A 12,552-nucleotide genomic window follows, 5' to 3' on the forward strand; every position below is an offset into this window, starting at 1 on the left:
ATTGTCTAGTCCAATAACCATCTATGACGAAGACGCTACTCGTTTCCCGAAAGGAACTGTAATCAAATCCAGCTCGATCAGATCTCCTGCGCGAAGCAAGACAATTCGAAGAATCGTACCTGGATGCACAGATGTAATGAGAGACTCTGCATCGTCGTACTTTATCACGGATTTGTCCTGAATACGAACCAAAATATCACCGACGTGTAGGATCCCATCCGCAGGGGTATGAGGGATAACTTCCACTACGCTAGAACCGGAGGCTCCGTCTTCATAGAGAGTTCGATGATTCACGCCGATCCAACTATTCCAGAACGTATCCCGGATATCAGCTTCCCCTTCCAGCACACACTTCATATTTCGCATGAATTGGTAGGTGCCGAAAGCCATGTTATCCATCCTCATCAAGCCCTTATCTCCGGCCCAGAATCCAGTGTATTCAATTCCTACAACCGTTCCGCCACCTTGCGGCGTAAGCGTCCATCGGGTCAGATCTCGATTCTCATCTTCAATGACAAGCAGCTCATTGATCACGAGCTCGCGAATCGTTCCCGTGTACGATACACCCCAGCCATAATCCAGTTCAACCTGGCCTCCAATAACCAAATCAATCTTACACTGTCTTGTCTCCCAGCGATTCCGTTCCTCAGGAACCGTTAATGCCCTCCATGCTCGCGCTGGTGCAGCATGAATATAAATCTCTCGCTTAACGCTCGTGAATTCCAGACCCATCCCCATCTTCCTCCTCGATAAAATATTTCAATCGGCTCAACTTATTCTCCAAGATGAGACCCAGCTCACTCTGCAGTTGTTGATAGCCCTGTTGAAATACCGGAGTGTTCAAGCGATAGTAGCAGTACTTGCCTTCTCGGCGAACGAGCAGAAGATTCTCTTCTTGCAAAATGGCGAGATGCTTCTTGACTGCAGGCTGAGAAATAGGGAAGTCCCGCACAATCTCTTGCTGAGAACATTCATGCTGCGCAATCTTACGAAGGATATGCCTGCGGATCGGATCCGCAATCGCTCGATAGATGTCTGTCATATGTACCACCTCATCATATAACCTTTTGGTTATATGATGAGTATATGGCACCGTTTTTGCCATGTCAACAGCCCTTTTTTCTACATCTGAATCGAGTCGATCATCTCATGCACGGACGCCTGCCATTGCTCCTTCACATCTGCAGGACAGGTGAATGTGATTTCCAGAAAAGCGCCGGCGAGTTCCGCCCAAGCAACGAGATGATACGTGTCGCCTGCCTTGGATGGAACGATGACCTCATTAATCGCGATGTGCTTCCCATGGACTTGCTGCGTCTCATCCTTCAACCACTCTAACTTTACACCTTCATATTGTTGTTCGAAGATCCCTCTCATCTTCAACCGTCCCATATCGATATCCTCATCCGTCACCAGTTGCTCAGGATCATGCAGCATTTCGAGCTTCACTTGATTCGTTTTATCGGTATAGATCAATTTCGAATTTGTGGAGCCTGACGATTGTGCCTCAAGGCCCTGCGGAAGCTTCAATGCCATCAGATCCGAGAATACTTTTGTCATGCCCTGCCCATCCTTCTGGCTTTCTTCATTCTTTTGTTCCTTCTCAGCAGTCTCCTCATCCTTTTGTTCTTGCTTCTCCTGTTGATCTTGCGGAGTAGCCTCTATATTCACTTCTGCCTTTGTTTCTTGTGTACTTGGGAGCGAGCAAGCCGAGACACTAGCCACAACCCCGAATACGAATAACACCGTTATCCATTTTTTCATCCATCATCATCCTTTACTTATGATTTCATTACTCATTCAAATAGGTTGTGATCCGATTTGCGATCAGCTCCGCAACCGCTTGCTCCGACTTTTGCCCGCTAAAATAGGCTTTCGCTTCCTCTTCAATGATCGATTGGATCTTCATATCTTCTCTCACCGTTGTATTCGTATCGACAACCATCTGTTTAAGAACTTCGAGTTCTTCCTTACTAACCGGTACGGAAGATCCCGTCGGCGCTTCCACCGAGCCTTTGTTCTCAAGTTCCTTGAACATCTTCTCATTCACCGATTTGTTAATGGAGAAGCCTTGCAGTCCCGGCAGTGTCTGCCCCTCTTCAGACATCAGGAATTTCATGAAATCCCACGCCTCCGCCTGAACCTTCGAGTTCGCATTGATCCCTAGTGTCCTATTCATGATGAATGAACCTCCCGATTGCTCCTGCAAAGCCCGTGGCTTGTTATAGATCTTCCCTTTCTTGTAGAACATAGCCGGTCCGACAAAATAATCCTCAGGAGATATAATCATGGTAGGCAAAAAGTAGGATTCATCTGCAGCAATCTCGGCGTTCGTGACGACTTGATCATCGTACATCTTCTTCACTTGCTTCATGAGTGCTGTGAATGCGCTCGTGTCGAAACTCTTCTCATCCTTCACAATCCCTGCGTAGTTATCCGAGAACAAATAGTTCAACATCCGCTCCGGAGGCGTATTCCCCGTTGCATGCTTCCGACTCCCTGTAGCTGCCAAACTTTTACCAACCGTTGTAAAATCGTTCCACGTCCAGTTCGAATCGTCGAATGTCACGCCTGCATCCTCAATCGCCTTAGCATCTCCCATCAGCCTGTCCAAGAAGAACCGTAAAGGTAGCGTATAGAGGCCTCCAATCATCTTGGCACCGTCCAGAATATTCATCTCATATTGGCTTGCATCAAAAGACTGATCCTGCTTCATCAGATCGCTCAAGTTGACCAACACTTTTTTATCCACATATTTGACGACAGGTAATCCCGTCACATCAAAGGCAATGATGTCTGCCCCTTTACCGGATAAGAGTTCGGTGTTGGTTATGTTAATATATTTTTCCCCCTCCCCTTCATAACTGGCATTCGGGTCCTTCATATGTGCCTTAATTTGAATATCCACATTCGGGTGGCTCGCTTCATATTTCTTCTCCGCCTGTGTATAGACTGGATCAGCGCTGAAGACGGATAAGACGACGGTTTTCTTCCCCTCTTGCTTCTCGTCGCCGCTCTGCCCGCCAGAGCAAGCAGCCAAACTCATGGAACATGCAACCATCAAACATACTATTGAACTTTTTCTCATCTCATTCCCTCTCTCCACATACAAAATAATCTATAATAAGCGAACGCACTAGACTCTTACGCGATTACCTTCCGCTAGCGGCTCGTTGCTCTCCACAATGATGGCATCATTCAAATATACCCCTTGTACGAGGGACTCCTGACCATTCGTCCCTACTAATTGGACTGGGGCTTTACGAACGATAAATGTATTCCCCAGCGGACCTCTACGTTCTTCGATAACAAGCACGTAGCTGCTCTTGCCTTCGCGATGAATCGCTTGGTTCGGCACGAGCAAGGTCCCCTCGTCCTCTTCCGATTGCGTTATATCTACATTTACCAAGTCGTTGGCCTCAAAATCTCGATGCTCTACTTGTACAACGAATAGTTGATTCGATGTATCGGGAGTCGCATTCATCCCGGACTCCCCCTGCGACGGACTGCCATCACTCGTACTCGCTGTATTGCGAATTTCACGAATCGTCCCTTCAACGGGTACGTTCGCGTCCTGATGCTCTACTTGAACTTTGAGCTTATCTCCTGTACGATACTTCCGCCCCACGGCATTCGGTATAACAATCTCGAATTGATAGCCTTGCTGTATATTCGCTAAATTCACATCCGGCCCGTTGCTCCCTGAGGGCAGCTGCGAAGCCGCATTGACCTGCATTACGACACCGTCAAACGGTGCAACGATACGTCTGTGACCGCTCGCATCCGACTGCATCACCGCCACTTTTCGCTGCTGCACACCCATCATCAACCGGGCACGCTCTAGTTCCCTCTTCGTGCGACGCATCTGCATTTCATCATTGTTCTGCACCGCTTCAATATAAGCATCTTGCAAATCCTCTATCGACAACCGCTGCTGCGCAAGACTCGCATTAGCATCCTGAATTTCCTGCTCAGCAGCAGGATTGTCATACGTAATAAGCGTCTGTCCTTTTGTAACGCGGTCTCCCGACTTCACGAGCACTTCCTTCGTCGTCCATTCCGCAGGATTGGATAATGTCATGAATTGTCTGGGCATCAGCCGCGCTGTGCCATTCCACTGGGTGGTCAGCGACCCTTGTCTCCCTATCTCTGTTCGAACCTTAGGCAGACTCATCGTCAGCAATGTATTGCTCGATAGGGTAAGAAGAAGGAGCGCGCCGATGAACAGACCAGAGATCCACACTATTTTTCGTTTTTTTCTCGCATCCATCGCTTCTGCCATCCCTGTATTCATCTTATTCCTCCTCTCGATCACCCTTTAATGCCCGACATTTGTACACCCTCGATAAAATATGATTCCGCATACATGAACAACAGCACCATCGGCGTCATGTAGATCATCGAAGCAGCGAAGCCGATGCCCTGCGCTTCCTTGTTAATTCTGGATAGATAGAGCGATAATGGCTGCTTAAAGGCATCCTCCAAGAAAATCAAGGGCTGCTCGACCATATTCCAATAGTCTACGAACAGCAAGACGACGAGCGCCGCGATCCCCGGCTTCATCAAGGGCAGCATAACACGGTAGAAAATACGATAATGTCCGGCGCCATCCATCTGTGCCGCTTCAATGAGCGCATAGGGAATCGACAGCATAAATTGTCTGAGCATGAACACCCCGAATGCCGCGAAAATCCCAGGCAATATGATCGCGCTCGCTGTATTCATTAAACCTAACTGATTAGCAATGATATAATTCGGAACCAGGGTCACTTGGAAAGGCATCAGCATGGTCATTAAGTAGACTCGGAACCAACCCTCTCTTCCCTTAAAACGGAGTTTGGCAAATGCGTACGCAGCCAGTGCACTCACAACCGTCTGCCCCGCAATGATCACAACGACCATGGCAACCGAATTCCACAGCATGAACAGGTAATTCGGCGTCTCTAGCAACACTTTTCCATATTGCTCAAAAGACAGCCAATCCGGTATGAGCTTCAAATTCACAAATGAAGGCGACTCCCCTGGCGCAAGGGTCGGCATGGTGCCCACGAGACCATAATTGCCGTGAATCTCTTTCTCTGTCATCAGAGAATTTGTGAAAGTAATCACAACAGGAAAGAGCATCATTAACCCAATGCACGCCATCACCAGCGTTCCCATGAGGCTCCGAATGAACCCCTTTTTCTCCATACTTCCTCCAAGTTCAATCCATAAATTGTGTATATCGCTTCTCGATTTGAAGCAGGATCGCGACGATCATGAAGATGCAGATCACCATGAGTGTCGCGGCCGCAGACAGCTTCTGTACATCCATCGTTAGGAACATATTGTTCATATAATGCTGAAGTGTATAGATGCTATCATGCGGGTAGTCCCCTGCGATCAAGTATGTTTCTCGGAATATTTTGAATGTATTCATGATCGACATCAGCACAACGAAGACCATTGTCGGCGTCAAATAGACGAGCGTAATGTTGTAGAATTGGCGCCACTTGCCTGCCCCTTCGATATTCGCTGTCTCATAATAGTCTCGCGGAATACCTTGCAGCCCTGCTAGGAATAGGATGATATTGTAGCCGACATGCTTCCAGAGATAGAAGACCGATACGACGCCTCTAGCCCATGTCGATTTCATCCAATCGATTTGATCCAGTCCGAAGCCATGCAGCCAAGCATTCAGCGATCCATTCCAATCGAAGATCACTTGCCATACCATCACGACAGAAGCGACCGGCACAACCAACGGCAGAACATAGGCCATCCGAAGGAAGTTCCGCAGATAGAGATTACGATTCAATAGGATGGCGATAACCAGCGATACGATAAGCATCAGCGGAACGTTAACCGCCGTGAACCAGAAGGTATTCGATGCCGCTTTGCGAAATGAACCGCTGCTCAGCAGCTCCTGATAATTCGCCAACCCTACAAACGATCCTCCGACGGTTCGATCCAACATCGAATAGACAAGCCCCATCACGAACGGAATGATATAGAATAACGCGAATCCGATGGCACTTGGCAGCAAGAATGTCAACGCCACCATACTTTCACGACGGATGAGTCGATGACCCCTCAAGACTTCTCCTGACTGATGTTCGCGACACTCGTACTACCTTGTCGAAGGTTAACTTGGAACATCTTTTTCTCATCTTGAGGACGCTTGTAGATCACGATCGATTGATCCGTTTCTTGCGTGTTATTCGAACTTGTCCGAATAACCTCAGGTTGATATCCCTCGATATTCATTTGCAATAGCTCCAAGAAGGCATTCGCAATCTCAATCGCTTCCGTCTCCCGCAAATTCGAAGTATGTGCCGAAGGATCTAATTCGATCGCTTGAAAGAATTGAATCGCTCCAGTCTTCATATCGACCATCGTTGTAATTTCCTTATGTGGATCAGCGAAAGTCTTCCCTTTCTCCATAAGAACCAAGTTCAATTCATGGATAGGCTCCCCGCCACGCGTCCCTTCTGTAATTTGTGCGTTAGCAATTTCGAAAGAGCGCGCCTCGGGATAACCGCGATAAATGCGGGCAAGTACATCTTGTGCGGCTTTATTCTCGGCAACCTCATCTTCATATAAATTGGTCGTGATATAATCCGAATCCTCATCTTTCGTGACGAAGCTGCGCGTGTCTTCCGTCCCTGATAAATTCAATAGAGCTCGTATCTGTGCGGCGACGACAGGGGCGGTATGGATGACAACAGGCGTGAGCAGGACAACCGCAAGCGCCCCTGCAATCAGGCGAAATTTCAAAGCTGATTTAGACTTATGCTTTTCATTCCGATAGCGCTCGTAGGAAGCTCGCTCCACACGCTTTTGCATTTCTGACGGAACTTCCATTGCTTCCGCACAATCTTGTAGCTTATCGCGCAGTTGTTGTTCAATGGACATAAAGTTTCTGCTCCTTTTCTTGTTCAAAATGCGGGCTAAGCTCACGAAGCTTACCCAGTGCTGAATGATGCCTGGATTTGACCGTACCAAGCGGAATATCCAGCAGTTCAGCGATTTCATCTAATGCATAATCGTGATAATAACGAAGAATGATCACGATGCGAAGTTTGTACGACAGCTGATGAACGATCGATAACAACTCCTGATGTGTCTCTGCCGCAAGAACAGGCCGATCCGAGAATAGGTGCTCTTCCACTTCTAAGAGCCTCTTCTTCTCAAAGATCCGGAACCTTTTCCAGCGCTGCGTCCTCCACTTCTGAATTTGCTTCAGCACAATGCCGTGCAGCCAGAATCGGAAAGGTCGGCTCGAATCATAGCTCGGTATCGACCTCCATAGCTGAAAATATATTTCATTCATCAAATCCTCGATCTCTTGTTTGTCAGGTATTAAGAACACGACCGAACGATAAATTTCGGGAAAGGTCCATTCATAGATGACCTGGAATGCAGATTGATCACCTTCCCGCAAACGTTCGATCCATCGCTGTAATTCGATTTCTTGCATGAACAAGGGCCCTCCTCGGTAAGCTTACACCTCTATATTGCTTCGATCGTTCGAAAAGGTTCAGTTTTATCATAAGGATAATCATGGGAAATTATCAATGATCGTAAAAAAAAGCGAGACCCCCGTCACTGTCTACGAAGAGTCTCGCTCTAATTCTTTTCCTAAATAGATTTCGGCTCATTGTGCCAAATGATTGCCAAGGTCCCTTCACCCGCATGAACTGCAATCGCAGAACTAATCTCTCCGATGACAATATCCAAGCTTGGAAAATGCTTCTTAATATCTTGCTTGAATGCCTCCGCCTTATCCCGGACATTCCCATGCATAATTTGCAATTGTTGAATGTGATATTTATCAAAAGCTTGCTTCAGGAGTTCTGTCATACGGCCATATGCCTTCTTCTCTGAACGGACTCTCTCAAATAGCTCGAACACCCCTTCGGAATTGACCCGAATGATGGGTTTAATCCGCAGAAGCGATCCTAATAAATATTGTGTTCCCGTCATCCGACCACCCTTATAGAACTGATCTAAACAACCTAGAACAATATAATTTTGCGATTTCGATGTCTCCAGCCGTAACTGATTCGCAATATCCTTGCTGTCTAGCCCTTGCCGTGCAAGCGCTATGCCTTTGTAGATCAACGTTGTAATCGCATAAGACATCGATTTCGAGTCAACAACTTCGACCTCGAATGGAACAAGCTGCGAGGCCGATTGGCAGCCAGCGAGTGTTCCACTTATCTTATCCGATACATGAATAGCAATTGCGCAGTCATAATCTGTACTAAGCTTCTCGAAAAGCTCCGTAAACCTACCGACCGGAGGCTGGGATGACTTGGGGATCTCTTTCTCTTCCCGGATCCGTCGATACAGGTCCTCCGTAGTTAGCTCCACGCCATCTTCGAACACGTGGTTACCGAATACAATCCCTATCGGAATTACATATACGTCCGGATTATTCTTCAAATCCTCTGGAATATAGGCAGTACTGTCTGTAATCCAAGCAATTTTCTTTTTCATGAAGGTCTCATTTCTTGTTATTTAAATTTGTTGTAATTGCTCATTATATATCAAAAGTTCGAATATAACATTGCGCAATATCACGCTTATTCATAATTTACGCCAATTTCCAACTAGTAAAGTATCTTTATCTGGACGTGGACAGCAAAAAAATAACAACAGGTGCTCAAACTACCCGCCGCTTCACGAAAATTAACTGCTTCTGCGCAGTTATGTACTCCTTAATCAACCGTTTCACGAAAATTAACTGCTTTTGCGCAGTTATTTACCCCTTAATCAGCCGCTTCGAGCAAATTAACTGCTTCTGTGCAGTTATTTACCCCATAATCAGTTGCTTCGAGTAAATTAACTGCATTTTCGCAGTTATTTACTCCTTAATACGCTGCTTCGAGCAAATTAACTGCTTTTGCGCAGTTATTTACTCCTTAATCAGCAGCTTCACGCAAATTAACTGCTTTTGCGCAGTTATTTACTCCTTAATCAGCTGCTTCACACAAATTAACTGCTTTTGCGCAGTTAATTACCCCTTAATCAACCGCTTCGAGCAAATTAACTGCATTTGCGCAGTTAATTTCAACAATAAAAAAAGACGGGGTTCTATCCCCATCTCATACCGCTGACTACACAACAAAATTAAATGAAACAGATTGGCTGCCGTCGACGTTCTCCCTGATATTCATGATGAGTTTATCATTGAAGATCCTGTCCTCGTCGTTTCTGAATTCGTTCGGAAAATAGAGCTGCGTGGTGAGAATCGAATCATGGGGCGCTTGAACCCAGGAACTGCCGTCTAGTGAACGATTTCGGTCTGGACTTATGATGATCATTCATATGTACCCCTCCCACTGTTCGAATGTGATATGCCGTCATTCTATCTTCTGAACCTTAAATCGAACCGAAATTTCCGGCTTAGAGGAACATACGAACAACCCCAGTGGATCTCCACTGGGGTCACAACATTTTACACGGTTCACTAATCCCTTAGAGGCACTGTAATCCGCTGCTTCTCATGCACATAGATCACTTCGGTGTACCCTGCTGCTTCGAGCAGATCCATCGCTTCATCGAGCAAAGTTCCGATATCATCCGGGAAATGCGAATCCGAGCTCATCGTGATCGGCACCCCGTGTTTATTCAGAATTTGCAGGAAGGATGGACTTGGACAAGCCTCTTTGACAGGATATCGATAGGCTAAGCCTGTGTTGATCTCCGTCGCTACGTTCGCTTCCTTCAGCGTCTTCGCCACGTCTTCATAGAGCGGCAATAACTGACTTTCATCCGGTCTATAGTTGAATACTTTGAGGTTATCCAGATGCGCAATAATGTCGAACAATCCGCTTCGCGCGGCCATTTTCACGTATTCAAAGCCTTTGGCATACAATTCGACCAAATCCCAATTCTCGAACAACTCTTGCGCCTCGGGGTTGTCGAACCCCCAACCATCCACGAAGTGAACCGAACCAATCACGTAGTCCAGCTCATATTGTGACAGCAATACACCAAGCTCCTCTTCTCCGCCAGGGAAGAAGTCCGCTTCAACGCCGAGCGATACCGGATACCCCGCGGCCTTCGCACGCCGTACAGCATCCAAATACCGTTCAATAGACGTCACGCAAACCCGGTCCAACCAATACTGCTGCATCCGTCCGAGCGGCGAATCGTCCAGTACCATATGCTTCTCGTAATACGAACGGAACTCGGTGAACCGATACAGATGATCCACCATACCGAACCGTTCAATCCCGCGTTTTTTGCCCTCTTCAAAATAATAGGCCAGCCACGTATCACTGAAGCAGCCCGTCTTCATCCGTTCCCGCAGCAGCTCCGTTAATTCGTTCACCCATGCCAGAGAATGCGATGGCGCTTGCAGTGTCCCTCGATCTTGATGCACGTTCTCAAGTGCCCGTGCTGTCCGCCCGATCCATCCTGTGCTGTATGGCCCTTCTTCCAAATGAAAGTGAAAATCGACCTTCATTGTCCGTCTCCCCCTCTATTCTGCGATAAATATTTCGTTCCCCGTCTCTCTCCACTGCTTCGCCCAATCGGCTGAACAGCCGCGGTCCGTAACCAGCATCGACACCTGCTTGATATCTGCAATTTTGGCAAAAGCACTCTGACCCAGCTTCGTATGATCCGCCACGACGATCGATTCCTCCGCCCGCGCCATCATGCACCGGGAAATACTCGCCTCGTTCACGTTGTAATCGCTAATGCCGTCCTTGAGCGATACGCCGCCGACGGAGATGAATGCCTTCTGTACCTTAAATTGCTGCAGACTGTTCTCCGTCATCGCCCCTGTCGCTGCTTGTGCCTGCACATCCATTTGCCCTCCGACAAAAATCAGCTGTCCCTTGAACATCTCCATGGCGTAGAGCAGCACCGGAACAGAGTGCGTCACGACCGTCACATCAGCACGATCCCTAAGCGCCTTGAGCACTTCAAGCGTCGTCGTCCCGTTGTCGATCATGACCGTCTCTCCCTCTTGAACGAGCGAAGCTGCGAAGGCACCAATCGCCGCTTTCTCGTCCGGCTGCATTAGTGAACGCTTCATGAACGGCGGTTCGATCACATTTTCCCGCGTCCTAACGGCGCCCCCATAGACCTTCTTCAAGCGACCTTCCTTCTCCAGGCGGTCGAGGTCCCGGCGAATCGTCTCCGTCGTTACACTAAGCTGTTCAGCGAGCGGCAGCACCTGCACCTTCTCATCCTTATCCAACCAATCTAGAATCGTTTTCTTCCGTTCTTCAAAAGTCAGTGACATGATCGTTCCATCCTTATCGTTATCAATATGTTGTTTTTGGTTGTTTGTACTGTTTTTATGTGGTATTACTATGATTTATTCTAGGTTTTAAAGGGGGCTAGTGTCAATGCTTGGGGGAGAATCTTAAAAAACTTTTACCAAATTTACCAAAATGGTATAATTTATGTATAGGGTATCGGACCCTAAGTGCGCTATTCTTGCCAAATGGCCACTTTCTACCATCTAACGGACACATGAGCACTTATCCAATAGATTTTGACATGATAACAGGAGTAAAAGAACGAATAACGGCATCTGTGTCCAAAACAAGTTCCAATTGGGTAATTAACCGCTGGATAGCGGCTGTACGGTCCGGTTCACTGTGATATCCCGTTACTGTACGTAAACAATTTGCGTCAATACATCTCAAAAAAGGAGCACACACCATCATGCCGAGCTCAACCAGCAGTACCATCGAAACGAAAGAATGGCTTCAACAATTACTTAACGAGGACATTCCGATGCCTGAAGGCGACGAACTGCTCAATGCATCAAAGCGCGTTCTTCAATGTTTTCACGCTACCGATGCCGAACTTCGGGACAATCTCGCTTATTCACTCATCGCAAAATGGATTACGTCGTCCAAATTCACGTCTGATCAGCTCCTGACCCTGCTCGATCATGCCCTCTCTTCTGAGATGCTGCTCTATCGCATCGGCGAGTCGAATACGTCAAGCGTGCTGATGCGAAGCTTCTCATCGCTCGTCATCGCATCAATCCTCTATCAAGACCAGCAAGAGAAATTCCTATCCGAAGACACCTATACCCGCGTATTAAACACCCTCATCACTTATACGGAGCAAGAACAGGATTTAAGAGGTTATATCGCAGAATATGGCTGGGCGCACAGCGTGTCCCATGTGTCGGATGCATTCGATGAGCTGGCCTATCACCGATTCTCTTCCTACGATGTCTGTGAGCGAATCTGGCAAGCGTTCTACCAATTCATCCTGCGTGCTGATGGTGTATTCGGCTATGAAGAAGATGAACGTATGGCGGTCGCACTTCGTTCGATGATTACGCACGAACACGTCTCCGTCGCCCAGTTCTGTGCATGGGTGGAGGCCGCTTCGGAGCAGCTTGCTCAAGAAGATTACATAGTACGCTACGTCAAGGGCATTAATCTGAAGCATGTCGTTCGGAGCGTGTATTTGGGTTTCAAATTGAAAGGGCAGCTGCGTGAGGAAGATGAGGGGCTTTTCACTGCCTTAAAGGCACTTCGCCAGAAATAACAGATCATTCACGAGATAAATGATTCATTCAATTAATAA

Annotated in this window: 14 protein-coding genes; 1 reads left to right on the forward strand and 13 read right to left on the reverse strand. The window is 47.3% G+C overall.

The annotated features are described in order from the left end of the window. Window positions 1-21: 21 nt before the first annotated feature. The 13 genes from AC3WU2_RS20205 to AC3WU2_RS20265 form a co-directional block, all read right to left on the reverse strand. On the reverse strand, window positions 22-732 hold the full coding sequence (locus AC3WU2_RS20205; RefSeq protein WP_492456863.1) for an SRPBCC domain-containing protein: 711 nt from the start codon (window positions 730-732) through the stop codon (window positions 22-24). After that, window positions 707-1,042: an ArsR/SmtB family transcription factor gene (locus AC3WU2_RS20210; RefSeq protein WP_492456864.1), complete on the reverse strand. Its 336-nt coding sequence runs from the start codon at window positions 1,040-1,042 to the stop codon at window positions 707-709. The genes AC3WU2_RS20205 and AC3WU2_RS20210 overlap by 26 nt, the downstream gene beginning before the upstream one ends. A gap of 80 nt (window positions 1,043-1,122) precedes the next feature. Beyond that, window positions 1,123-1,764, reverse strand: a complete 642-nt coding sequence (locus tag AC3WU2_RS20215; RefSeq protein WP_492456865.1) for a hypothetical protein — start codon at window positions 1,762-1,764, stop codon at window positions 1,123-1,125. A gap of 28 nt (window positions 1,765-1,792) precedes the next feature. Continuing rightward, the gene (locus tag AC3WU2_RS20220; RefSeq protein WP_492456866.1) at window positions 1,793-3,088 is read right to left on the reverse strand and encodes an ABC transporter substrate-binding protein; all 1,296 of its coding nucleotides are present in this window, start codon (window positions 3,086-3,088) and stop codon (window positions 1,793-1,795) included. Between the two features lie 48 nt (window positions 3,089-3,136). Further along, complete coding sequence (locus tag AC3WU2_RS20225; RefSeq protein ID WP_492456867.1) at window positions 3,137-4,294, reverse strand: efflux RND transporter periplasmic adaptor subunit; 1,158 nt, start codon at window positions 4,292-4,294, stop codon at window positions 3,137-3,139. A gap of 17 nt (window positions 4,295-4,311) precedes the next feature. Continuing rightward, entirely contained in the window at window positions 4,312-5,190 is an 879-nt protein-coding gene (locus AC3WU2_RS20230) for a carbohydrate ABC transporter permease (protein ID WP_492456868.1), read from the reverse strand. Window positions 5,191-5,203: 13 nt separating this feature from the next. After that, the gene (locus AC3WU2_RS20235) at window positions 5,204-6,043 is read right to left on the reverse strand and encodes a carbohydrate ABC transporter permease (protein ID WP_492456956.1); all 840 of its coding nucleotides are present in this window, start codon (window positions 6,041-6,043) and stop codon (window positions 5,204-5,206) included. A gap of 29 nt (window positions 6,044-6,072) precedes the next feature. Continuing rightward, on the reverse strand, window positions 6,073-6,894 hold the full coding sequence (locus AC3WU2_RS20240; RefSeq protein ID WP_492456869.1) for a hypothetical protein: 822 nt from the start codon (window positions 6,892-6,894) through the stop codon (window positions 6,073-6,075). Beyond that, on the reverse strand, window positions 6,884-7,459 hold the full coding sequence (locus tag AC3WU2_RS20245) for a sigma-70 family RNA polymerase sigma factor (protein WP_492456870.1): 576 nt from the start codon (window positions 7,457-7,459) through the stop codon (window positions 6,884-6,886). The genes AC3WU2_RS20240 and AC3WU2_RS20245 overlap by 11 nt, the downstream gene beginning before the upstream one ends. 161 nt (window positions 7,460-7,620) lie before the next feature. Beyond that, window positions 7,621-8,481, reverse strand: coding sequence for a DegV family protein (locus tag AC3WU2_RS20250; RefSeq protein ID WP_492456871.1), 861 nt, complete (start codon window positions 8,479-8,481; stop codon window positions 7,621-7,623). A 620-nt stretch (window positions 8,482-9,101) separates the two neighbouring features. After that, a complete protein-coding gene (locus AC3WU2_RS20255; protein WP_492456872.1) occupies window positions 9,102-9,308 on the reverse strand; it encodes a hypothetical protein in 207 nt (68 codons plus the stop codon). A 146-nt stretch (window positions 9,309-9,454) separates the two neighbouring features. Beyond that, complete coding sequence (locus tag AC3WU2_RS20260) at window positions 9,455-10,456, reverse strand: PHP domain-containing protein (RefSeq protein WP_492456873.1); 1,002 nt, start codon at window positions 10,454-10,456, stop codon at window positions 9,455-9,457. Window positions 10,457-10,471: 15 nt separating this feature from the next. After that, the gene (locus AC3WU2_RS20265) at window positions 10,472-11,242 is read right to left on the reverse strand and encodes a DeoR/GlpR family DNA-binding transcription regulator (RefSeq protein WP_492456874.1); all 771 of its coding nucleotides are present in this window, start codon (window positions 11,240-11,242) and stop codon (window positions 10,472-10,474) included. Window positions 11,243-11,670: 428 nt separating this feature from the next. Here AC3WU2_RS20265 and AC3WU2_RS20270 point away from each other — a divergent pair, with 428 nt between their 5' ends. Next, window positions 11,671-12,513, forward strand: coding sequence for a DUF2785 domain-containing protein (locus AC3WU2_RS20270; protein WP_492456875.1), 843 nt, complete (start codon window positions 11,671-11,673; stop codon window positions 12,511-12,513). Window positions 12,514-12,552: the final 39 nt, after the last annotated feature.

Source organism: Paenibacillus sp. EB106-05-06-XG162 (genome assembly GCF_058791655.1).

What these genes read in the sequence shown, in the direction of transcription:
- AC3WU2_RS20205 (WP_492456863.1), bottom strand. Translation starts at nt 732, where the DNA reads ATGGGTCTGGAATTCACGAGCGTTAAGCGAGAGATTTATATTCATGCT.
- AC3WU2_RS20210 (WP_492456864.1), bottom strand. Translation starts at nt 1,042, where the DNA reads ATGACAGACATCTATCGAGCGATTGCGGATCCGATCCGCAGGCATATC.
- AC3WU2_RS20215 (WP_492456865.1), bottom strand. Translation starts at nt 1,764, where the DNA reads ATGAAAAAATGGATAACGGTGTTATTCGTATTCGGGGTTGTGGCTAGT.
- AC3WU2_RS20220 (WP_492456866.1), bottom strand. Translation starts at nt 3,088, where the DNA reads ATGAGAAAAAGTTCAATAGTATGTTTGATGGTTGCATGTTCCATGAGT.
- AC3WU2_RS20225 (WP_492456867.1), bottom strand. Translation starts at nt 4,294, where the DNA reads ATGAATACAGGGATGGCAGAAGCGATGGATGCGAGAAAAAAACGAAAA.
- AC3WU2_RS20230 (WP_492456868.1), bottom strand. Translation starts at nt 5,190, where the DNA reads ATGGAGAAAAAGGGGTTCATTCGGAGCCTCATGGGAACGCTGGTGATG.
- AC3WU2_RS20235 (WP_492456956.1), bottom strand. Translation starts at nt 6,043, where the DNA reads ATGGTGGCGTTGACATTCTTGCTGCCAAGTGCCATCGGATTCGCGTTA.
- AC3WU2_RS20240 (WP_492456869.1), bottom strand. Translation starts at nt 6,894, where the DNA reads ATGTCCATTGAACAACAACTGCGCGATAAGCTACAAGATTGTGCGGAA.
- AC3WU2_RS20245 (WP_492456870.1), bottom strand. Translation starts at nt 7,459, where the DNA reads ATGCAAGAAATCGAATTACAGCGATGGATCGAACGTTTGCGGGAAGGT.
- AC3WU2_RS20250 (WP_492456871.1), bottom strand. Translation starts at nt 8,481, where the DNA reads ATGAAAAAGAAAATTGCTTGGATTACAGACAGTACTGCCTATATTCCA.
- AC3WU2_RS20255 (WP_492456872.1), bottom strand. Translation starts at nt 9,308, where the DNA reads ATGATCATCATAAGTCCAGACCGAAATCGTTCACTAGACGGCAGTTCC.
- AC3WU2_RS20260 (WP_492456873.1), bottom strand. Translation starts at nt 10,456, where the DNA reads ATGAAGGTCGATTTTCACTTTCATTTGGAAGAAGGGCCATACAGCACA.
- AC3WU2_RS20265 (WP_492456874.1), bottom strand. Translation starts at nt 11,242, where the DNA reads ATGTCACTGACTTTTGAAGAACGGAAGAAAACGATTCTAGATTGGTTG.
- AC3WU2_RS20270 (WP_492456875.1), top strand. Translation starts at nt 11,671, where the DNA reads ATGCCGAGCTCAACCAGCAGTACCATCGAAACGAAAGAATGGCTTCAA.